We start from the raw sequence: 20,652 nt of genomic DNA, 5'->3' as shown, positions 1-20,652 counted from the left end.
TCCCCACCGTGGCCCGCATCATCGAAGTCGGCCCCCGCGACGGTCTTCAGAACGAAAAGACCCCGGTCGACACCGCCGTCAAGGCTGCCTTTGCCCTGGCCCTTGCCGACGCTGGTCTGCGCGAGATTGAACTGACCAGTTTCGTGTCGCCCAAGTGGGTGCCGCAGTTGGCCGACGCGGCCGAAGTGTCGGCGGCGGTTTTGGGCCGTGAGGATGTCGCATGGTCGGCCCTTGTGCCAAACGTGAAGGGGCTCGACCGGGCCGTGGCCGGCGGCCACCGGCGGATCGCGCTCTTCACTGCCGCGAGCGACGCGTTCACGACCAAGAACATCAACATGACGGTTGCCGAGTCGCTCGATGCCTTCGCCGAGGTTGTCCGCTCGTTCCGGGACCAGGTGCCGGGCGGGCACGTCCGGGGGTACGTGTCGACGGCCTTCGAGTGTCCCTATTCGGGCCGGGTCGAGCCTGCCGCGGTCGTCAGGGTCTGCGAGCGGTTACTGGAGGCCGGTGTCGACGAGTTGAGCTTGGGCGACACGATTGGCGTCGCTGTCCCCGCTGAAGTCCGGCGTCTCGCCACGGCCGTCCGGTCGTCCGTGCCCACGGAGCAAGTCGCCTGGCACTTCCACGACACCCGGGGCACGGCGATGGCCAACGTGTTCGCTGCCATGGAGCAGGGCTACGACGCCTTCGATTCCAGTGCCGCGGGCCTTGGTGGGTGTCCCTATGCCCCGGGTGCGGGAGGAAACCTCGCCACCGACGACCTGGTCTACGCGCTGGAGCGGACCGGGGTCGAGACCGGGGTCGACCCCGTAAGACTCGCTATGGCGAGCCTGCCGGTGCTTGAGGCCCTGGGTCGGGCACCGCATGCGAAGGCTCAGCAGGCGGTTCTGGCGGGGGCTTGTAGGTGAGGCGTTGGTAGACGCCGTATCCGGCTAGGGCGACGGACACCGCCGCGACGACCCATGTCGCCACGCGCTCCTGACCCTGAAGACCGAACTCACGCCAGTTGACGGCGAGGACGGTGATCCCGATGGGGACCATGGCGGGCAGCATGCCGATCCCGAACGGCGAGATGGCGAGCAGGAAGTAGAGGGCCATGACCGGGGCGAGCCACAGCACCGTCCGGCGGGCGCGCATGCCGAAGCGGTGCAGGCAGGCGAAGAACATGCCCATGAACGCCAAGTCGGCGGGCCCGACAAGCCCGAGGTCCACGACCTTGGCGGCCGGAGGAGGCTCGCCGGGCTTGGCCTGGTTCACCTGGGGCACCGACATCGCGACCGCCTTGAGGACACCGGGGTTCTGTTCGACCACCTTGGCGGTGGGGGCGAACGGCGTCATGACCAGAAAGACGTCGAACCCGGCGAGGAACAGCGCGACGGGGAGGAGGAGGCCCTTCTCTTTGAGCACCAGCGACACCAAGCCGCCCAAGCCAAGGCACCACACCAGGACCCCGCTCTGCATGGCCACGACACCGCCGACGCCTGCCGGCCCCTGTCCACCGGCTGACCGTGCCACCGCAAACCCGACGACATGGAGGGCGACACCGGCGGCCAAGACGAGGGACGCCTGCCCGGCCCGCCAGGCCGTCGCCCCGCCGACGTAGAGGGCGACGATCGGCCCACCGACGAAGACCAGGGTCGAAAGCAGGGAGAGCGGGGCGACAAGGTCTACCGGCACCGGCACCGCCGCGACGAGCAGCCGCAAGAGCGCCAAGACGGCGACCCAGGCGAGGAAGAGACCAAAGGGGCGGCCGTCAGTCCACCGCGACGGTTTGGATGTCTGCTCGTTCGGTCCCAAGGGCCTCATGGTACACCGCGACGACCCGCGAGACCATCTTCTCGACCGTGTATTCCGCGGCGGTTTCGCGTGCGCCGGCGGACAGACGTTCGGCGAGGCGCCGGTCGGTGATGATCTGGCGCAACGCCTCGGTGACCTCTTGGGGCCGGTTGGAGACCAGGAACCCGTTCTCGCCGTCGCGGACGGCGGCACCGGCCCCGCCGCCTTGGACGACGACGGCAGGCAGACCGTGGGCCATCGCCTCCACGACGACCAAGCCCTGGGTCTCCGTCATCGAAGTGAAGGCGAAGACGTCGGCGGCGGCATAGTACTGGTCGATCTCTTCGCGGGAGACAAAGCCAAAGAACCGGACCCGGTCACCGACCCCGGTCTGGCGCGCCAGGGTGCGCAGTTCTTCACGCTGGGGACCGTCGCCGACGACCCACAGGTGGAGGCGGGACGATTCGGCGAGAAGGGGGGCCATAGCGGCGACGAGGACGGGCAGGTTCTTCTCTCGGGCGATCCGGCCGGCATACAAGACGACGGTGTCCGCGGGGCCAAGGTCGAAGCGGGCGCGGGCGGGCCCGCGCATATCGGGCGGGGGGAGGCGGACCCCCGTCGGGACCACGACATAGGGTGTCCGCACGGCGTGCCGGCGGAGCCACAGCCCGGCCGCGTCGCTGGGGGTGACCACACGGGCGACGTGGTTGTAGAAGTAGTTGGTGTGCTTGGCGATCTTGAACCGGGTGTACCGATGGGGCAGGAACGGGACGTAGTGGGCGTACTTGTCGTACTGGGTGTGGTAGGTGGCGACGACGGCCGTCTCCTCGGACTGCGCCCACCGGAGGCCCACCATACCGACCGTGAACGGGGTGTGGCAGTGCACGACGTCGAACCGGCGTCGGCGGAACTCGCGCAGGTAACCGTAGAACGGGGGGACGCTCAGCGGGTAACCGGGTGCCCATGGGGTCAAGACACTGTGGAACCGGACGGTGTTGGGGTCGCTCTCAACATGCCCGGGGTAGCCGGACGTGAAGAGTGACACTGAGTGCCCCAGGGCACGCAGGCCCCGGACCAGTTGGTCGACAGAAACGCTGACGCCGTTCAAGACCGGCAACGCGCTGTCGGTGAACATCGCGATGCTCAACCGGCGGCCGGCGGCGTCTGGGGTCACTCCTCGGGGAGTCTACCGTGCTCTTCGACGAACTTAGCGAGGCCGCTCAAGCGGAAGCGGCGCTGTCCGCCCGCCGTGCGGTGGTGCTCCAGCCAGCCCCGGTTGGTGTACCGCCGGACGGTGGCGGGGCAGACGCCCAGAAGGCGGCTGACGTCTTCCAGGGTAAGGACCGGGTCGACGAGGCGGCGGATCAACTGCTCGCGGGTCTCGCCGAACTCGCCTTGGTAGTAGCGGGCGGTCACGTTGTCGCTGAAGAACCGACCGAGGAACTCCATGTGCCGGGGCAGGCTCTCCAAGAGTTCCTTGAGGCCCTGGTCGATGACTTGCTCGGGCTGCTTGTTCTTGGCGCGGCGTGGGCGCGGGGCGCTCAACTGCGTCTTGCGGAAGCGCTTGGGCTCCGACGAGCTTGCCGACTTGCTCCCCTTCTTGGTGTCGAGATACGCGTTTTCGATGTACTCAAGCGGATCAAAGGACTTCGTCGAACCGGCCATGGCGTATGCGTGATAATGACACAATGGGCCTAGGCCGTTAGGCCGTAAATCACGCGAGAATCATCGCATCTCCAAAGGAGAGGAACCTGTACTTTGCCTTCACCGCCTCCTCATAGGCGTCGAACAGGTGTTTTTGACAGGTGAACGCGCACAGCATGGCCAGCATCGTGGTGCGGGGCATGTGGAAGTTCGTGACGATGGCGTCCACATTGCGGAATGTGTAGCCTGGCGTGATAAAAATTGACGTCTTCTTTCGGCCCGGGGTGACTTGGCGGGGGCCGTCGGAGAAGGACTCGATCGTGCGGACGGAGGTGGTGCCGACCGCCCAGACTCGACGTTGGCAATTGGCAATCAATTCTGCCGTTTCCGGAGGCATCTCGCAGGTCTCGCCGTGGATCTGGTACGACTCGACCGTCTCGGTCTGGATCGGACGGAACGTGTCGAGGCTCACATCGAGGGTGACGAAAGCGATATCGACCCCCCTTCCCTTGATCGCTTCGAGGAGCGAAGGGGTGAAGTGCAATCCGGCCGTCGGGGCCGCCGCACTGCCGGGACGAGTCGCGTAAACGGTCTGATAACGTTCTCGCTGGTCATGCGCGGATTGGATATATGGAGGAAGGGGCACCGTGCCGTGTTCCTGCAGCTTGTCCCGCCACCTTTGGCCGTGGAGGCGGATCCGCCGGAGGGGGCCGTCCTCTCCCACTTCCACCGTGCCGTCGAGGCCGTCGCCAAAGGCGACCCGCGTCCCAGGCTTGAGCCGCTTGGCCGGGCGGAGAAGGCACTCGAACAGGCCGTCATCGACCTCACGGAGGAGGAGTGCCTCTGCTTCGCCGCCGCTGGACTTTCGGCCGACGAGTCGGAGCGCGCTGACGCGCGTGTTGTTGAGGACGAGGAGGTCGCCCGGCTCGAACTCCTCGACGATGTCGCGGAAGACCAGGTGACGGACCGCCCCGGTGATCCGGTCCACCCGCATCAGGCGCGAGGCGGACCGGTCCGCCAGGGGCTCTTGGGCAATGAGCTCCTCGGGCAGTTCGTAGTCGAGCTCGCCGGTCCTCACCCTTCAACCACCTTGGGCAGGTCGGCGAGCGTCGCCAGCACGCCTTCGGCCGATTGGCTCGCTGAACGGTCGAGGAGCAGGGCGTGGCAGCCGGCCTCCTTGGCCCCGCGCACGTCGTCCAGGGGGTTGTCGCCGATGTGGAGCACCTCGTCGGGCCGGACGCCGGCCCGGTCAAAGAGGGCCTGGAACAGACGGGGGTCGGGCTTCTCCCAGCCTTCTTCCATGCTGGCGAGCACGTGGGCGAACCAGTCGGTCAGAGCGAACTCACGCAAGACCCGGTGGAGCGAGTTGTCCCAATTGCTCACGACGACCATTGGGAACCCCATCGTCTGGAGCGTCGCCAAGCAGGGCAAGACGTCGTCATAGAGGCGGAACACCCGCGACGGCGGGCCATAGATGATCCGGTCGGCCTCGTGCACGACGGCGTCGGTGTGCCCGCGTCCCAGCCCGACGCGGTCGAGCCAGTCACTGGTCAGTTCCTTCCACCAGGCACCACAGGCCGCCTCGCTGCGCTGAAGGTTGATCTGGCGGAAGCCACCCCAGCGGGAGGCCAGTAACCGGTCATACACCTCGCCGGCCACTTGCCGGTCAAAGCGGAGTCCGGCCGCTTCGGCAGACTCACAGGCGACGCCCGAGGGGTTCCACCTCGCCTCGACCAGCGTCTGGGCGCAGTCAAAGCTGATGACACGGATCGGCATGGGCACCGCCTAGGATGACCAAGCCCACGCCCATGCCGGGGCCGAACGGTCAAACGTCCCATTTCTCAGGGGTGCACGTCACCTCAGCCCTGGTGCATAGTATTTCTAGCCATGCGTTCAGGCTTCACTCAGCGAGCGTCCTTCTTACTTGCAGCCTCCTTGTTGGTCGCGGCATTGGCGACCGCCGCCGTCGATGGTTTTGTCCTTAAGCGGACGGCAAAGGCAGGCGACACCAGCAAGTCCAAGATCAAGATTGACTTTGATTACCAAGGCAGTCCGGTGAACGTGACCATCGACGCGACGTCGAAGATCCTCGAGGTCAAGGACGACGGCAGTGTCGTCGAGGAAACGGTCCAGTCAAACCTCTCGGTGATGATGGCCGGCACCGAAGTCGCCCACCAAGACGAGGCCGGCACTTCGAAGGTGACCCGCGACAAGCGTGGCTTGGCCACCGAAATCGGCTCTGCCGAAGAAGGGGGCAACAACTGGCGCAACGAGCGCATTGTCGGCTTGGTCTATCCGGAGAAGGCGGTGAGCGTCGGAGACAAGTGGACCCACGAGTCGGCGGCGGACAAAAACAAGGAGCTCCCTGCTGCCAAGGCCAGTTACGAGGTCCAGGGCAAAGAATCCTACAAAGGCAAGGATGTCCTCAAGATCTCCTTTGAGTTCGAGGAGTCGGGCGTGGACGACGCGATCACCTCGACCGGGACGATGTGGGTCAGCATCGCGTCGGGCGAAGTGCTGAAGGCCGAGGGCAAGATCAAGAACTTCCCGATCCCTCAGACCGGCCCGGTCGACGCGACTTGGAAGCAAGAGTCGGCCTGACCGAGAAACCAACCGGCAGCTAAGGGGCGCACCGTGCGAAACGGTGCGCCTCTTCCGCGTCTGGGGGACACCCAAGTATCATGGGGTCAGGGTGAGACGTTTCTTGGTCCTCTTGACATTCATGGTGGTCGCGACCGCGTTCGCCGCCGCACCGGTGGGCTTGGAGCGGACGACGAAGGTCGGTGACAAGGCCGAGTACACGCTCCTGTTGGACTTCAAATATCCGAGCGGCTCGGGCACCTTCAAGGCGTCGATCTCTGAGGAGACCAAGTCGGCGGGAGAGTCGGGTTTCCAGGTCACGCGCACCTATAAAGACGCCGTCGTCATCGTCGACACCAGCGAGTACAAGCAGAACATGGCGCCTTACACGGTGACCTTTGACAAGTCGGGCAAGCTGACCATGGTGAGCGGCGACGAGATCGGCCCGGACTCGCTCAGGTTTACGCGGCTGTGGACTTTCGTCGCGCCAGGGAAGCCGGTGGAGGTGAACGACACTTGGAAAATGACCGAGGCGGAGAACAAGGACGCCGACCGGCCCGCCTTCGAGATTGATTTCACCTATGTCGGTCAGGACGCCATGGCCGGCTTTGACTGCGCCAAAGTGTCCTTCACTTCCAAGGAATCGGGGGAGAGCAAAGCCTCCGCCGAAGGGACGTTTTGGATTCGGCTGAGCGACGGGGCCGCGGTCAAGACGGAGGCCGGACTGCACCAGGCCCCGAACGCGGGCCAGGCGATCGACGGCAAAATCAGCTACGCCCTCAAACCCTGACGCTTGGGCCGCGCCACCTGGTGGCACCGGCGGCACCGGGCTTCGTAGGCCTCGGTCGCCCCGACCAAGACGATCGGGTCGTCCCACTTTGCGGGCTTTCCGTCCACGAGGCGTTGGGTGTGGCTGGCCAGGGCGCCGCACCGGATGCAGATCGCCCGGAGCTTGACGACCTCGTCGGCGAGGGCCAAGAGTTGCGGCATCGGTCCGAACGGCATGCGCCGGAAATCTTGGTCAAGTCCGGCGGCAACGACCTCCTTGCCCCCGTCCGCCCACGCGACGACGGCGTCGACGATCCGGTCGTCAAAGAACTGGCATTCTTCCACGACGACGACGTCGGTGTCGGGCCGCACCAAGGAGACCAGTTCGTCGACGCCGCTCACGGGAGTGGACTCCAGCGAGACTCCCATATGTGAGACGATCCGGACGGCGTCGAACCGGCGGTCAATGGCCGGCTTGAAGACCTGGACCTTCTTTTGGGCGTAAAGGGCACGTCGAGCACGTCGGATCAGCTCTTCGGTCTTGCCCGCGAACATGCTGCCGCAGACGACGGTGATCTCGCCAGGACGCTTCATTCGTCTCCGTCCTCCATGTCCGCCTCGAACATCTCTTCCATCTCGTCGCCCAAGTCCTCGTCCATCGCCTTGCCCATCTCGCGGACCATGCCGCGCATCGCCGAAGGGCTGTCGGGCTCGCCCATGGCCTCTAGGTCGTCGGCCAACTCGTCGATCCGGGTGTCTTCGTTCCGGCCCCGACGAAACCTGCTCATGAGCCGGGTGAGTTGGCGGCCGCCGCATCGGGGGCAGACCTCCTCGTCGGGTTCGGCGGTGACACCCATGAGGAGAGCCACCTTGGCGCCACAGGCGCCGCAACGGTACTCATAGACGGGCATCGGCCCAAAGATTACCGCTCGTCGGGGAGGACGATGCCGCGCATGATGACCCGTTGGGCGGCGAGGAACACGACCAGGGTCGGCAAGGCGACCAGGGTCACGGCGGCCAGCATCACCGCCTTGGGTGCGGCCTGCTGTAACTGGTACACGTAGACCATGAGCGTCCAGATGTTGCGGTCTTGGGCGACCAGGAACGCGTACAGGAACGAGCCGTAAGCGCCCATGAAGGCCATGAGGGCCAGGTAGCCCAGCACCGGCGTGCTGAGCGGCAAGGCGAGCCGCCAATACATCGTCACCTCCCTCGCTCCGTCCATCTGGCCGCTCTCAAAGACTTCGCGGGGGAGCGAGTCGAAGAACCCCTTGAGCAGGAAGATCATGTAGCCGCTGGCGGCCCCGGGCAAGACGAGGGCGGCAAAGGTGTTGAGCAGGTGCAACTCCTTGAGCTGCAGGAAGGCAGGGATCATCGTCACCTCGGCGGGGAACGCCATGGTGGCCAGGAGGAATACGAGGATCCGGGCGGTGGCCCGCATCGGGTACCGGCTGAGCGCATAGGCCGCCATCGGGTTGACCGTCAACTGGATGACGATGGCGAGGACGCAGAAGACCGCGGTGTTGACGAGGGCGCGACCGTTGGTGAAGACGGCCCGGGTCACATACCGGAAGTTGCGCGTCGCCATCTCGGCGGCAATGTCGACGCGGTGGGCGGAGACCCATGCCCTCTCGTCGGCCATGACGGGAAACTCCCCGCCCGGCGGTACGGCGAAGTGGACGGGGCTGGCCTTGACTCGGGCGTCGAAAGCCTCCCGGAGGGGCCCGGCCGAGGGGAGCCTCAACTGCTCGAAGGACTTTGCGTCCCGGGCCACGTCGGGTGGGACCCTGGCGAACTGGTTCTCGCACCGCACTCTCATCCAGGCCTGGAAGACCGCGTCGGGACGGACAGGGACACGGAACTCCGCGGGCAGTCCGCGCTTGAACTCCAGCCAGTCGGACCATCGCTGGGTCTTGGCGGGTTTCCAGTCGGCCCGGTCCAGGTGCTCGGGCACCGGGGTCATGGCGAGAAAGTCCCCCTGAAACTCGTTGAAGGCGTAGTTGACCGCCTCGACCGACTTGTACTTGCGGCGGAGCCAGTCCTGCCACCTTTCGGCCAGGCGGCTGGTGACCGCGTTAGTCGGCATCGTGAATCCTGCCGTCCACTGGTCTGGCTCCAGGGAGGTCAGCCAAGCCCGGTACGCGTCGATCTCGGCGGCGTCTGCCTGGTCCCCGACTGCTGCGGAGGCCATGGCGTCGAGCTTGCCTCCGTACTTGTCGAAGCGGTATTTGGCGAGGAGTTCGTCGTCGCTGGCCAGGTAGGCGGGGACAAAGTGACCGTCGTTCTGGTCGCTCGGGCCCTTGAGGGCGATGCTGAGCATCGAGGCGAACGGGTAGACGGTGGTCAGGGCGCCAAGGGTCAGGACGATGTACAAGACGGCCATCGCTAGCCGCGCCCGCGGCCGGTGCCTGCCAACCCGTCCGACCAGGGACATGGCCACATTGTAGCCGTCCCAGGTGTTTTCACCGGACTTCAAAAAACCCGGCAAAAACACTGAATACTAGTAATTTTACTAGGTGCCCAGCAATTGTGACAGGGAACAAGACACGTGTCAGGCCGGAAACGAGCACGGGATCCCCAAGGACGGGGAGCGAGGTCCGGCATCAAGGAAGAGAAACATGTCTTTTCGCATCAACACTAACGTCACGGCGATCAACGCCCTTCGCAACCTCGGCATGACCGGCCAGTCTTTCGCCAAGTCGGTCAACCGCCTCTCCACCGGTCTGAAGATCAATTCGGCCGCCGACGATCCGTCTGGCCTCATCTTCAGCGAGAACTTCCGCGCCCAGATCAGCGGTGTCGACGCGGCGATCCGCAACAACCAGGACGCGATCAACTACACGAAGACCGCCGAGGGCGCCCTCGACGAGATCTCCAACCTCCTCCGCGACGCACGGTCCTTGGCGGTGCAGAGCGCCAACACCGCCGTCCTCAGCTCCGACCAGTTGCAGGCGAACCAGACCCAGATGAACCTGATCGCGGAGTCGATCAACCGCATTGCCTCGCAGACGCAGTTCGGCACCAAGAAGCTCCTCGACGGAAGCTCAGGCGTCAACGGCTCCGTCATCGACGCGGCGGCTCTCAAGAGCATCACGTTGAGCGGCACCTTCGACGGGACGTCGCTGACGACGACCGGCACCATCGGTGTCAATGTCACGACGGCGGCTACAAAAGGCTCGGTGTCGGGCACCCGGACGGTCGCGGCGGCCAGCGAGGCGGCCTACCTAGGCACCGCCGTGGGTGCGGCAGCGGCCGGCAACTTCTCGATCAACGGCTTCCAGTTCACCGTCGCGGCGACGGACACTTGGGGTCAGGTCATCGACAAGGTGAACGCGGCAAGCGGGTCTACCGGTGTCGTGGCCCAGTCCAACTACTCTGCTGGCAACGGCAGCATCGTCTTGAACTCTACGACTTACGGCAAGAAGGGCGACTTCACGCTGGCTGACAGCGGAGTCCTTCTCAGCGCGGCCGGTTCATCGGCCAGTGCCGCGGTCGACGCGGTCGCCGACGTCACCATCGGTGGCCAGACCGTGACGTTCAACGGCGGTAAGGCGGGCAATGACGGCCTCACCGTGACGGACACGGAAGGCAACCGGATCGTCCTCACCGAGACGGCTTCGGGCAACTACGCCTCGGCTGGCTTCGTGAACGTCGGCTCGGCCCAGTTCCAGACTGGCGGCAACGCCAACCAGACGTCCGTCCTCTCGATCGGCAACTTCTCCGCGTCGACATTGGGGTTCAACAACCTTGACTTGACGAGCCAGACCGGGGCGACGGCGGCGATCATGGCGATCGACGCGGCGATCAGCAACCTCAGCGACAAGCGGGGCGAGATCGGCAGCTTCCAGCGCAACATCCTCGAGTCCAACGTCCGCTCGTTGGGTATCGCCAAGGAGAACCTCAGCGCGACCGAGTCGGCCGTCCGCGACACCGACATCGCCGAGGAGATGACCAACTACACCAAGCTCCAGATCCTGCAGCAGAGCGGTCTGGCCGTCTTGGCCCAGGCCAACCAGGCGCCCCAGTCCGTCCTCTCCCTGCTGCGAGGCTAAGGGTGAGGCGCCGGCGAGCGCCGTCCGAAGACGGTGGGGGGCTACCCTCACCGCCCTCCGGAGACAACCAGAAGGACTTTTATCCTGCGAAGAGACCGCCCGGGCACCCGTCCCGGGCAGTCGTCGCGTCTGGGCCTGTCACCATGGGACGGAGTGGACAGGCACGACCTTGCTGACGAAGCGGCGACCCGCGCTTGCGGGGCGTCGTTTGCCGACATTTGGGCCCCCGGCGACGTGGTGCTCTTGGAGGGCCCGCTCGGGGTCGGTAAAACGACCTTTGTCCGCGGGTACTTGGCTGAGCTGGGCTTCACCGGGCCCGTGAGGTCTCCGTCTTTCAACATCGTGTCGGTCTACGGGACGGAGCCTCCGGTGGCGCACATCGACCTGTACCGGCTCACCACCTGGCACGGGGTCGGGATCGAAGATTTGCTCGACGACCATGTCGTCTTGGTCGAGTGGCCGGATCGCGCCGAAGGGATGGTCGCCCCGGACCGTGCCTGGCGGCTTAAGTTCCTGTTCCGCGAGGCAGGCCGGACGGTGGCGGTCTTGCCGCCGAGACGCTAAGCCATACTGAGGCATGCCCGTCCGCGTCGGTGTGCTGAGCTCGGCCCACGTCCACGCCCCAAGTTTCGTCGCTTGTTGCCAGGCCAGTGCCCAGGCCGAGGTCGTCGGGCTCTGGGACGACGAGCCGGCGCGGGGGCAGAGCTTCGCCGACGGACGGGGACTCGCGTTCTTCGGCGACATCGACGAGCTCTGTGGCCAAGTGGACGCCGTCGTCGTGTGTAGCGAGAACATGAAGCACGCCGACCAAATCGAGGTGGCGTCGCGCCATGGGCTGCACATCCTGTGCGAGAAGCCCGTCGCGCCCGTTCCTGACCATGCGGTGAGAATTGAGAAGGCCGCCACACTGGGCAAGGTGTTCATGACCGCGTTCCCGTGCCCCTTCTCCCCGGCCTTCCAGCTTCTCCACCAAAAGGTGAAGGACGGCGTGGTCGGTCGGATTCTCGCGGTCAACGCCACGAACCAAGGCACGTGCCCCTTCGGGTGGTTTATCGAGAAGGACAAGTCAGGAGGCGGGGCGATGGTCGACCACACCGTCCATGTCACCGACCTGCTGCGGCGCCTGCTCGGCGAGGAGCCGGAAACCGTGCAGGCCTTTACGGGCAACAACGTCTACGGTCAGGACTGGGAAGACACCGCGATGGTGAGCGTCGGCTTTCCCAGTGGGGTTTTCGCCACCATCGACAGCAGCTGGAGCAAACCGATGGGTTACAAGACGTGGGGCAACGTCAAGCTCACGGTGGTCGGCGAGAAAGGAGTGGTCGAGACTGACCTCTTCACCCAGGGGTACGACGTTTACACCCAGGCCCACCGGCAGTATGGCGTCGGGGCAAACCTGGACCAGATGATGGTCGATGAGTTCCTCAATGCGGTCATCGAGGGACGGAGCCCGTCGGTCACATTGTTCGACGGCCTCCAGGCCAGCCGCGTGGCCATGGCCGCCTACCGAAGCGCCACAAGCCAGGGCGAAGTCGTCCTCTTGTAGGCGGAACCCCTTAGTTGCCAAGAATGGCCGGGAACACGGCGACGCCCGTCAGACTTGTCTTGGTCGGCGTGCGGGGGATGATCCGGAGGTATCGGCCCACCACCGCCTGGGCACGGTAAGTCAGGGTGGTCGCCCCGTCGGCGTCGTTTGCGACTCGGGCTTTGTGGGCGGCCAAGTCGGTCTCGCGGAGCCAGGTGCGGGCCGACGCGACGGGTTGTGCCGTGCCGTAGACCGCGATGTCGAAGGCCTGCCAGGGCGGACTCCCCTTGGCAAAGGCCAGCCGGACCTCGCCGATCGGTCGGTCGCGGCCCAGGTCGATCTCGATCCAGCCTGGCTTGGACGTGGTGTCGATCTCGAACGCTGTGTCCGGCTTGCCGTCGACCAATGCGACCAGTTGGGCCGGGGGACTGCCTGCCCCGTCGCTGACGATCTTGTTGATGGCAAGGTCTTGGTCGGTGGCGATCTCTCCGCTGCTCTGGTTCACCCGGAACTCGACCGTCCCGACCGACTTGTTGCCTCGCGCGACCTCCTGCCATAGCGTCCACACGGGCAACCAGACCGACTCAACCGTCTTGCCCCGCTTTGTACGGACTTGGACAAAGAGGTTGCTGCCGTCCGCGGCGACGTGGCCGAAGCAGTTCTTCTTGCCGGCGCCGTCGTCACGGCCTGACACCCGGACAATGCCGTTGGCGTCGGTCTTGAGGTGAAGGGCGGCGGCATCGTCCGGCACCCCGTCTTTGGCCGGAACGTAGTCCACGTCGCATCCCGCCAAGGGTTGACCCTGGTAGTCGCGCAACTTGATGAGCAAGACGGTGGGCACCTGTTGGAGCAAAGGCAGGCACTGTTCCCGCGTCTTCCCCATGCTGGCGTTGGCAAGGTAGACCTCGGGGGCGCTGAATCCAAGCGACGCCTGGAGGGCGACGGGGTTCTCGACGGCCTCGGGGAACCCAAGGGGCGGCAAGGGGAGCAGGCTCAGCCAGTGGGTGTCGTCCCGGTAGTCGCGGGCGACCTGTGGCCTCGCCTCAGGGCCAGACTTGCCAAAGACGGGGCCGTACCGCGTCTCCAAGAAAGCCCGCCACAGCGTGCGGATGTTCGTCGTGGCCGACAGGGTGACCTGAGCGGCGTCGGCGACCGGCCGGGTCGAGACGCGGAAACGGACGCGCCCACCATCCTTGGCAAAGCTGTACCGGCTCATCGGCAAGAGGTACGAGTTCATCGCCAAGACCAACGACTGGGCGGTCGCCAACTCTTGGGGCCCGCCCCCGGTGCAGACGATCGGCTCGCCGTCGGTCCAAACGACCGTCTCGTTGTTACCGAGGTCGGTGTCGCCGGGGCAGTCGGCGCTGACCGTCATCCGGTTCAGGCGGGGGTCGGCGGCAAAGGCCTTGGGGTGGGCCGCCAGAGCGACGGTCGCCGTCTCGCCGGGTGACAACGCGGCCCGGTCGCTGGTGCCCGATTCGGTCCCGAGACGCCAGGCCACCTTGCCTGCGGGGGCCGGGGCAGCGCCTAGGTTGGCGACGGTCGCCGACCATCCGTCGCCCGCGGGTTCCACCGCCAGCACGGCCAGGTCTGGCCCGTCCGCGCCTGGTTCGCCGAACTCGACGACAAGCTTAGGCTTGCCCTCATAGAAGTCGTGGCTGAGGAAGGCGGTGCTTCCGGAGAAGGTGAGCCGGAACCCATAGTTCTGGCCCGGATGGTCAAGTTGCCATTGGACGGCCTCGGCCAACCCGTCGATGACGTACTCTTCCCCGGCCAAGGCCCCCTTGGCGGAGACGGCGACGGCGTCGTCGGCCGCGCCGGGCGTCGTCCACTTTTCAAATCCGTGCCACGCGCTGTTCCAGGTGGCGGCGAACGCCGGAGTCGCCGTCGGCTTCTTTGCGGTGTCCGCCCCGTCGTCCGGCCCCTCGTCCCAGTCCCGGGTGAGCCGCCCGACGGACTCCAGTCGGGGGTCGTCCTTGGAGACCGGGGTCAAGACGAGTTTGGCGCTGGTCACACGCCGAGACTTGCCCGCCGGAGTGTCGATCTGAGGAAACCGTAGCAGGACGGCCAATCCCGGTCCGCCCCGAAGGACGGTGTCCCGGCCAAAGTCCACGTCGGCCTTGGAGCGGTCGATGGTGGTGTCCTGCGACAAAGTGGTCGTCACGACGGCCGGGGCGACGCGGTGAGGCATGACCGGCGAGGCCAACGCGAGCAGCGGGACGAACATGCCCGCAGTCTATCCGGGCAGGAGGGCCGCGTAGTGGACCCGGTCGCTGCGCTTGCGCGGCGGGTCCAGAGTGTAGCTCTCGAAGGCGCGGACCTGGGTGAACCCCGCGTCAGCGAGAGCTTGACGGACCTCTTCGTCACTGTGGGCCCGCTGCACGTGCGTCTCGTGGATCTCTTCGCCGTCGCGCCAAAAGGTCATGTCCACGTGGATGACCCGGGTCGAAGGGTCGTAGTCACCCTTCCATTGGTAGCGGATCTTTGCGTTGCGCCTGAGCTCCACTTGGTCGAACATCGCCTCCTCGAAGGCGTAGGAGGTGTTCAGGTCGAAGATGAAGGACCCGCCCGGCTCAAGGTGTTTGGCGACGCGGTCGACCGCGGCGCGAAAGCCGTCGAGGTCGGCGACGTAGTTCAGGCTGTCAAAGAAAGAAAAGGCCCCGTCGAACGTCTGGCCTAGGTCGACGGTGCGCGCGTCGGCCACGTGATAGCCGATGTCGAGCCCCTTCTCCGCGGCCTTGCGACGGGCCGCATCGACCATCCCTGGGGCGATGTCAAACCCGACGACCTCGTAGCCCGCTTCGACCATCAGTTCGGCGACGTTGCCCGTGCCGCAACAAACGTCGAGGAGACGGTCGGGCTGGTGTTCGATGGTGGCGAGCAACAGGCGGTAATAGCCCGCCCACATGTCGTAGGGGACGTTGGCCATCAAGACGTCGTAGTGGGGCGCTATCGGCCCGAACGATGCCATCGACCGCTATCTTACGCTTTGGGCTGGCTTCGGGCCCGGATGATGATCGCCACGGAGTTGAGGAGCACCAGCGAGGCGACCAGCACGATGATCGCGGCGGCGACGAGGGGCTTGAACCCGGGGGCCGGCCGCGTGATCCAGTCAAAGATCTGGAGCGGTAACACCGTGTAGCGCGACGTGACGTCCTGGGGCAAGAATGTGACGTAGCCGACCGCACCCACCACGATGAGCGGGGCGGTCTCGCCGATAGCCCGGCTGGCGGCGAGGATGATGCCGGTCAGGATGCCTCCCATAGCGTTCGGGAGGACGACGCGGACGATGGTCTGCCACTTGGTGCACCCAAGGGCTAGGGAGGCCTCCCGATAGGAGCGCGGCACCGCCTTGATCGCTTCCTGGGAAACGATGATGACCATAGGGAGGACGAGGATCGACATCGTCAACGAGCCGGCGAGGATGTTGAAGTCGAGGCCCATGACGGCGACAAAGACCCCGAGGCCCAGCATGCCGAAGACGATCGACGGGACACCGGCAAGGTTGGCGATGTTGATCTGGATGAACTCGGTGAGGCGAGTCTTACGGCTGGTGAACTCTTCCAAATAGACCGCCGCCGCGATCCCGACGGGGACGGTGAAGAGCAGCGTCAGGCCCATCACCCAGAGGCTCCCTACGATCGGGGACAGGATGCCGGCCTTTTCCGGGCGCGGGGCCGGGAAGGTCGTGAGGAAGTCGGGTCGGAGACGGGCGGCCCCGTCGACGAGGAGTTTGCCGATGATGACGACTAGGACGGCGACGGCGAACGCCGCCGCCAGGAGGCAGAGGCTCCCGAACAACTTGTCCGCCCGCCGGCGGCGCCTGAGAACGGCGGCCGACTGGTCGGCGGTCAGTTGCCTCACGCGTACCCCCTGCGGAACCGGCGGACCAGCTTTTGGGCGACGAGGTTCATCACGAGGGTCATGATGAAGAGGGTGATGCCGACGGCAAAGATCGTCTGGTACTCCGGCGACCCCCGGGACGCGTCGCCTTTGCTCACGTTGACAATGTATGCGGTCATCGTCTGGATCTCCTCGGCGGGGTTCAGGGTCAGCTTGGGAGTCGCCCCGGCCGCGATGGTCACCGCCATCGTCTCGCCGATCGCCCGCGAGACCGCGAGGATGAACGCCGCGACGATGCCGCTCAAGGCGGAAGGGATGACGATCTTGGCCGTCACCTCGGCCTTGGTGGAGCCCAGGCCGTAAGCCGCCTCACGCATCGCTTTCGGCACGGCGGCGACGGCGTCTTGGCACAGGGACGCGACCAGGGGGAGGGCCATGATCCCGACGACGATGCCGCCCGAGAGGGCGTTGGTCGAACTGATCTCGGGAAAGACGGTCTGGAGGACGGGGGTCACCAAATTGAGCCCCAGGTAGCCGAAGACGACCGACGGGATGCCCGCGAGCAACTCTAGGGCGGGCTTGAGGACACGCCGCACATTGAACGGGGCGTACTCGGCCAGGTAGACGCCGACGAGCAGGCCGAGGGGAACGGAGACAAGGGCGGAGACCGCTGTGACGAGGAGCGTCCCGCAAACCAGGGGGAGGACGCCGTATTGGGCGGGCTCAGCGGCGGGGGTCCACGTCGTGCCGGTCAAAAAGCTAACCGGGCTGTGGGCCTGGAAGAACACAAACGCTTCGCGAGCGAGGACAAAGACGATGCCGACCGTGGAGAGGACGCAGGCCAGCGCGCACAAGAAGCACGCCCCGCGGGCGACGCCTTCGGACAGCCTCCGGGTGTCCCATCGTTTGGCGGCAAACGCGGGTGGGCGGGCCGGGCCCAAGGTGGGTTCGCTGGCACCTCCCATAAAGTCAGGCCTTCTTGGCGGCCAGGTCGCGGTACGGGGTCCCCGGCGCGGCCCCCAGAGTCAGCGAGCCGACCGTCCGCTTGGCCAGCCGGTCGAGGGCAAACTCGTAAAGGTCGTCGGGCAATGGGACGTAACCGGCGTCGGTCACGGCTTGAACGGCGTTTTTGGGGTCAAGGACGAACTGGGCGAACTCGAGGAGAGACTCCTTGGTGTCGAGGGCCTTGGCGTCGATGTAGAGAAGCAAGGGCCGGCTGAAAGGCGCGTAAGAGCCTTCGAGGATCGAGTCCTTGGTCGGGGTCACCGGCCCTTTGCCCGCGTCCACTGGGATGACGCGGACTTTGTCGGCGTTGAGTTCGGCGTACGAAAAACCCATGTAGCCCAAGGCGTTTTCGTCACGGCCCACGACCCCGACGATTCCGTCGTATTCGGCCTGTTGACTGTAGTCCTGGCGGGTGTTCTTGCCGCTCTTGTTGACCACCTCGTTGAAGTACTCGTAGGTCCCGTGGGCGCTGGTGGGGCCGACAAGCTTGATCTCCGCGTCGGGCCAAGTCGGATCGACTTCGTTCCACTTCCTCACCGTGCTCGATTTGTCCCAGATCTTATGGAGTTGGTCGACCGTGATCGACTTGAGCCAGGTGTTCTTGGGGCTGACGACGATGCACAGTCCGTCGTAGGCGATGGCGACCTCGATGTAGGTCTTGCCGATCGATTTCAGCTTGACGTCCTCGTCCTTCTTGATCGGTCGGGAGGCGTCGGCAATGTCGATTTCCCCAGCGATGAACTTCTTCATCCCGGCGCCAGTCCCCGCTTTGCCGACCGTGACGGGGGTCTTGCTGAGCGCCCGATGGGCGGACGCGGCCGCCTCCATGATCGGATAGACCGTGTTGGACCCGTCCACGTTGACCGCCACGCCGGTATTGCCCTTTGGCGCCGGCCCGGAGCCGCATCCTGCCGACGCCAAGGCGACGAACAGGGTGACCGAACTAAGAAGACCTGTGACCAAGGGGCGCGCCGTCATGCCATGGACAATGTAGGTCCGCGATGTTAAAGGAGTGTTAACACCCGGACTTGCGCTCTAAAACGACCATTGCGGCGGCGAGGCCGCGCTCGTGGCTGATGGAGAGATGGAGGACGTGGGTCGAGGCGTCGAAGGAGGGATGGTGGACCTCCAGGTAGGGGCTGCCGTCCTCCTTGTTGAAGACCTCGACGTCGTGCCAACGGCGCACACCGGGAAGGCATTTGGCCACGGCCTCCTTGGCGGCCCATCGGCCCGCGACCCGGGCCAGTGACATCTTCTGCCCGCGTTCGCGGGAGGTCAGGATGCGCTCCGTGAACCCCGGGCGTTTCATCGCTTGGGCGACCCGCGCGGTTTCGACAACATCGACGCCGATCCGCTCGATCATGCCTCGGGGTTCGCCTCCAGCAGGAGCTCGGACACGTCGGCGAGGCGCCGGTCGGCCAAAGCGGGTTCCAGCATGATGCGGCAGAACGGGCAGGCGACGGCGATGGTCGGCGCCCCGGTGGCAAGGAGTTCTTGGGCGCGTCGGTCGGCCGGTCGGTGCCCGGGGGCGTCGTCGGCCCACATCCTTCCTCCCCCTGCCCCGCAACACAGGGTCTTTTGGGCGTGGCGCTCTGGTTCGACAAGGCCGGTGACGACGGGGAGCGGGTGCAGCGTCTCGCGGGCCCACAGCGAGATGTCTTCGTTGAAGTCCGATTCGACGCCGAGGAGCGCCCGGGGCGCGTCGGCCTCGTTGTTCACGCGGGCCAGGTAGCACGGGTCGTGGAGGGTCACGCCACCGTCGGCGGAGGCTGGCTCGAGCTTGCCCTCTTGCACCAACTTGGCGAGGAGCTGGGTGTGGTGCCAAACCTCCATCTCGGCCCCGAAGTCGCCGTACTCGTTCCGAAGGCTGTTGAAGCAGTGTGGGCAAGCGGTCACGACCTTGGTGACGCCGTATCGTCCGAAGACCGAGGTGTTTTGCTCGGCCATCGCCTGGAAGGTGAACTCGTCGCCCGTACGACGGGCCGGGTCTCCCGTGCACGCTTCTTCGCGGCCCAGGCACGCAAAACTGACCCCGGCCGCCCGCAGCAGGCGGGCCACTGCCTTGGTCGTCTTGACCGCTCCCGGGTCGGTGGCCCCCGCGCAACCCACCCAAAAGAGGTACTCGAACGGTGCTCCGTCCCGGCAGAGGGGCACGTCGAGCCCCTTCATCCAGTCTTCGCGGACATTGTCGGCTTGCCCCCAGGCGTGGCCCGTCGAGCCGACTTGGCGCAGCATCATCGCCTGCGGTCCGGCCAGTTTGCCTTCGGCGACGAGGTTTCGCCGGACATCGACGATGAGGTCCACGTGGCGGATCGAGACGGGACAGGCCTCGACGCAGGCGTGGCAGGTCGTACAGGCCCACAGGTCGTCCTCCCGGAGGCTGTCGAGCAAGGGGCTGTCACCGGCTGTCCGGACGCCTTGCACGATTTGGCGGGGGTCCAGGGTCTTGCCGACGCCGTTGGCGGGGCAGACTTCGGTGCACCGGCCGCACTCCATGCAAGCGTCGAGGCTGGCGAGGTGCCACTGGCTGAAGTCCTTGGCCTCCACGGCCCCGACCACGCCGGTGGCCTCCACGTCTTCCATCGCCACCTTGGCCAAGGCCCCCATGGGGCGTGCGGGCCGCTGGGTGGCGACGAGGGTGCCGACGACGATGTGGCGGAGCCGCATACGGGGGAGCATCACGAAGAACGCCCACACCCACGCCATGTGGAACCACCAGAGTCCGACATACACCGGAGGGCTCAGGGGGCCGATGACTTGAGCGAGCCCGTGTCCTACCGGTGACCAAACGTCCCAGACATGGGGGTCGGCGGCCATCCGGGCGGCCTCAAGGACAAAGCCCGTGACACCGCACACGAGCAGGATGACCAGGGCGGCGATGTCGGTCTTGTCGCCCTTCAACGTCGGGGGCCGGCCAGCGCCAAGACGGCGGGCAAGCGCCCAGACACACCCGACGACGAACATCGCGCCAAGCATGTCAAAGGTGGCCTCGTAGAGGAGGAAGTAGGCCCCCCGGTGCCAGTTTGGTATCCCCACCAACGGCGCGTAGGTGGCCATGGCCAGCAGGGTGGTCGCCAGGGTGAGGGCGACGAACCCGTAGAACAGCATCAAATGCATCGGGGCGCCGCTTCGCGGCCGGCTCCCCTTCACCTTGCGCTGGCCAAGGACCAGCCTGGCGACCTCCGGCCACCACGGCAAGGCGGGTTCGTTCTTCTTGCCCCGCCACCAAGCCCGGGCCATCACGACGAACTGCCCCGTCATGACCGCCAGGCTGGCGAACGTCAGGATGTAGAAGACCGCCTTGGGCACCGGGCCCGGCATGAACAGGAACTCAGTCCGCGTCGGCTGCATGTTCTTGGCCTGGTCCAGTTTGACCTGGTAAAGGGTCTTGAGTCTATCGCCTGGCACAGTTGCCTGATCTTCATGCCAAGAGGCAAGGCTCGTTGCCAGTCACAGTAT

The 20,652-nt window shown here is 65.8% G+C and carries 21 protein-coding genes; 6 read left to right on the top strand and 15 right to left on the bottom strand.

What is annotated here, in order from left to right; all coding sequences use genetic code 11:
• Positions 1-8 precede the first annotated feature (8 nt).
• Positions 9-908, top strand: a complete 900-nt coding sequence (locus KF857_10845) for a hydroxymethylglutaryl-CoA lyase (protein MBX3112496.1) — start codon at positions 9-11, stop codon at positions 906-908.
• Here the strand turns inward: KF857_10845 and KF857_10840 are convergent.
• Genes KF857_10840 through KF857_10820 form a run of 5 tightly spaced genes read right to left on the bottom strand, consistent with a single transcriptional unit; the run spans position 820 to position 5,196 of the window.
• Positions 820-1,797 (bottom strand): hypothetical protein, encoded by a 978-nt coding sequence (locus KF857_10840; GenBank protein MBX3112495.1) that lies wholly within the window; start codon positions 1,795-1,797, stop codon positions 820-822. The genes KF857_10845 and KF857_10840 overlap by 89 nt on opposite strands.
• A complete protein-coding gene (locus tag KF857_10835) occupies positions 1,754-2,950 on the bottom strand; it encodes a glycosyltransferase (GenBank protein MBX3112494.1) in 1,197 nt (398 codons plus the stop codon). Before KF857_10835 ends, KF857_10840 begins: the two co-directional genes overlap by 44 nt.
• A complete protein-coding gene (locus KF857_10830; GenBank protein ID MBX3112493.1) occupies positions 2,947-3,441 on the bottom strand; it encodes a helix-turn-helix domain-containing protein in 495 nt (164 codons plus the stop codon). Before KF857_10830 ends, KF857_10835 begins: the two co-directional genes overlap by 4 nt.
• 49 nt (positions 3,442-3,490) lie before the next feature.
• Positions 3,491-4,498 carry a tRNA preQ1(34) S-adenosylmethionine ribosyltransferase-isomerase QueA gene (gene queA / locus KF857_10825; GenBank protein MBX3112492.1) on the bottom strand — a complete coding sequence of 336 codons (1,008 nt, stop codon included), beginning with the start codon at positions 4,496-4,498 and terminating at the stop codon, positions 3,491-3,493.
• Positions 4,495-5,196 carry an HAD-IA family hydrolase gene (locus tag KF857_10820; protein MBX3112491.1) on the bottom strand — a complete coding sequence of 234 codons (702 nt, stop codon included), beginning with the start codon at positions 5,194-5,196 and terminating at the stop codon, positions 4,495-4,497. Before KF857_10820 ends, queA begins: the two co-directional genes overlap by 4 nt.
• Before the next feature lie 162 nt (positions 5,197-5,358).
• Between KF857_10820 and KF857_10815 the strand changes: the two genes are divergently transcribed.
• Both KF857_10815 and KF857_10810 read left to right on the top strand, forming a co-directional pair.
• Positions 5,359-6,021, top strand: a complete 663-nt coding sequence (locus tag KF857_10815) for a hypothetical protein (protein ID MBX3112490.1) — start codon at positions 5,359-5,361, stop codon at positions 6,019-6,021.
• A 91-nt stretch (positions 6,022-6,112) separates the two neighbouring features.
• On the top strand, positions 6,113-6,790 hold the full coding sequence (locus tag KF857_10810) for a hypothetical protein (protein ID MBX3112489.1): 678 nt from the start codon (positions 6,113-6,115) through the stop codon (positions 6,788-6,790).
• Here KF857_10810 and KF857_10805 read toward each other — a convergent pair.
• The 3 genes from KF857_10805 to KF857_10795 are packed head-to-tail and all read right to left on the bottom strand — an operon-like array spanning position 6,772 to position 9,202.
• The gene (locus KF857_10805; protein MBX3112488.1) at positions 6,772-7,362 is read right to left on the bottom strand and encodes a thymidine kinase; all 591 of its coding nucleotides are present in this window, start codon (positions 7,360-7,362) and stop codon (positions 6,772-6,774) included. The genes KF857_10810 and KF857_10805 overlap by 19 nt on opposite strands.
• Complete coding sequence (locus KF857_10800; GenBank protein ID MBX3112487.1) at positions 7,359-7,679, bottom strand: zinc ribbon domain-containing protein; 321 nt, start codon at positions 7,677-7,679, stop codon at positions 7,359-7,361. The genes KF857_10805 and KF857_10800 overlap by 4 nt, the downstream gene beginning before the upstream one ends.
• An 11-nt stretch (positions 7,680-7,690) precedes the next feature.
• Positions 7,691-9,202, bottom strand: a complete 1,512-nt coding sequence (locus KF857_10795) for a carbohydrate ABC transporter permease (GenBank protein MBX3112486.1) — start codon at positions 9,200-9,202, stop codon at positions 7,691-7,693.
• A 184-nt stretch (positions 9,203-9,386) separates the two neighbouring features.
• Between KF857_10795 and KF857_10790 the strand changes: the two genes are divergently transcribed.
• From KF857_10790 to KF857_10780, 3 genes are all read left to right on the top strand, one after another.
• On the top strand, positions 9,387-10,820 hold the full coding sequence (locus tag KF857_10790; protein ID MBX3112485.1) for a hypothetical protein: 1,434 nt from the start codon (positions 9,387-9,389) through the stop codon (positions 10,818-10,820).
• A gap of 153 nt (positions 10,821-10,973) precedes the next feature.
• Entirely contained in the window at positions 10,974-11,384 is a 411-nt protein-coding gene (tsaE, locus tag KF857_10785; GenBank protein ID MBX3112484.1) for a tRNA (adenosine(37)-N6)-threonylcarbamoyltransferase complex ATPase subunit type 1 TsaE, read from the top strand.
• Between the two features lie 13 nt (positions 11,385-11,397).
• Positions 11,398-12,366: a Gfo/Idh/MocA family oxidoreductase gene (locus KF857_10780; protein MBX3112483.1), complete on the top strand. Its 969-nt coding sequence runs from the start codon at positions 11,398-11,400 to the stop codon at positions 12,364-12,366.
• 10 nt (positions 12,367-12,376) lie between these two features.
• Here KF857_10780 and KF857_10775 read toward each other — a convergent pair whose 3' ends face one another.
• Genes KF857_10775 through KF857_10745 form a run of 7 tightly spaced genes read right to left on the bottom strand, consistent with a single transcriptional unit; the run spans position 12,377 to position 20,601 of the window.
• Entirely contained in the window at positions 12,377-14,572 is a 2,196-nt protein-coding gene (locus tag KF857_10775; protein MBX3112482.1) for a discoidin domain-containing protein, read from the bottom strand.
• A 9-nt stretch (positions 14,573-14,581) separates the two neighbouring features.
• Positions 14,582-15,316 carry a methyltransferase domain-containing protein gene (locus KF857_10770; protein MBX3112481.1) on the bottom strand — a complete coding sequence of 245 codons (735 nt, stop codon included), beginning with the start codon at positions 15,314-15,316 and terminating at the stop codon, positions 14,582-14,584.
• 11 nt (positions 15,317-15,327) lie between these two features.
• Complete coding sequence (gene pstA, locus KF857_10765; protein ID MBX3112480.1) at positions 15,328-16,209, bottom strand: phosphate ABC transporter permease PstA; 882 nt, start codon at positions 16,207-16,209, stop codon at positions 15,328-15,330.
• Entirely contained in the window at positions 16,206-17,153 is a 948-nt protein-coding gene (pstC, locus tag KF857_10760) for a phosphate ABC transporter permease subunit PstC (protein ID MBX3112479.1), read from the bottom strand. The genes pstA and pstC overlap by 4 nt, the downstream gene beginning before the upstream one ends.
• A 4-nt stretch (positions 17,154-17,157) precedes the next feature.
• On the bottom strand, positions 17,158-18,171 hold the full coding sequence (locus KF857_10755) for a PstS family phosphate ABC transporter substrate-binding protein (GenBank protein MBX3112478.1): 1,014 nt from the start codon (positions 18,169-18,171) through the stop codon (positions 17,158-17,160).
• A gap of 37 nt (positions 18,172-18,208) precedes the next feature.
• Entirely contained in the window at positions 18,209-18,556 is a 348-nt protein-coding gene (gene acpS, locus KF857_10750; GenBank protein ID MBX3112477.1) for a holo-ACP synthase, read from the bottom strand.
• On the bottom strand, positions 18,553-20,601 hold the full coding sequence (locus KF857_10745) for a (Fe-S)-binding protein (GenBank protein ID MBX3112476.1): 2,049 nt from the start codon (positions 20,599-20,601) through the stop codon (positions 18,553-18,555). Before KF857_10745 ends, acpS begins: the two co-directional genes overlap by 4 nt.
• Positions 20,602-20,652: the final 51 nt, after the last annotated feature.

It is taken from the genome of Fimbriimonadaceae bacterium (genome assembly GCA_019638795.1).
Lineage (GTDB): Bacteria > Armatimonadota > Fimbriimonadia > Fimbriimonadales > Fimbriimonadaceae > JAHBTB01.
Note: the sequence above shows the minus strand (reverse complement) of the source record. Positions and strands in the feature narration are given on the sequence as shown.

Excerpts from the sequence above, each read along its gene's own strand:
- KF857_10830 (MBX3112493.1), bottom strand. The coding sequence starts at position 3,441 with ATGGCCGGTTCGACGAAGTCCTTTGATCCGCTTGAGTACATCGAAAAC.
- KF857_10820 (MBX3112491.1), bottom strand. The coding sequence starts at position 5,196 with ATGCCGATCCGTGTCATCAGCTTTGACTGCGCCCAGACGCTGGTCGAG.
- KF857_10805 (MBX3112488.1), bottom strand. The coding sequence starts at position 7,362 with ATGAAGCGTCCTGGCGAGATCACCGTCGTCTGCGGCAGCATGTTCGCG.
- KF857_10800 (MBX3112487.1), bottom strand. The coding sequence starts at position 7,679 with ATGCCCGTCTATGAGTACCGTTGCGGCGCCTGTGGCGCCAAGGTGGCT.
- KF857_10795 (MBX3112486.1), bottom strand. The coding sequence starts at position 9,202 with ATGTCCCTGGTCGGACGGGTTGGCAGGCACCGGCCGCGGGCGCGGCTA.
- KF857_10790 (MBX3112485.1), top strand. The coding sequence starts at position 9,387 with ATGTCTTTTCGCATCAACACTAACGTCACGGCGATCAACGCCCTTCGC.
- KF857_10780 (MBX3112483.1), top strand. The coding sequence starts at position 11,398 with ATGCCCGTCCGCGTCGGTGTGCTGAGCTCGGCCCACGTCCACGCCCCA.
- KF857_10775 (MBX3112482.1), bottom strand. The coding sequence starts at position 14,572 with ATGTTCGTCCCGCTGCTCGCGTTGGCCTCGCCGGTCATGCCTCACCGC.
- KF857_10770 (MBX3112481.1), bottom strand. The coding sequence starts at position 15,316 with ATGGCATCGTTCGGGCCGATAGCGCCCCACTACGACGTCTTGATGGCC.
- pstC (MBX3112479.1), bottom strand. The coding sequence starts at position 17,153 with ATGGGAGGTGCCAGCGAACCCACCTTGGGCCCGGCCCGCCCACCCGCG.
- KF857_10755 (MBX3112478.1), bottom strand. The coding sequence starts at position 18,171 with ATGACGGCGCGCCCCTTGGTCACAGGTCTTCTTAGTTCGGTCACCCTG.
- acpS (MBX3112477.1), bottom strand. The coding sequence starts at position 18,556 with ATGATCGAGCGGATCGGCGTCGATGTTGTCGAAACCGCGCGGGTCGCC.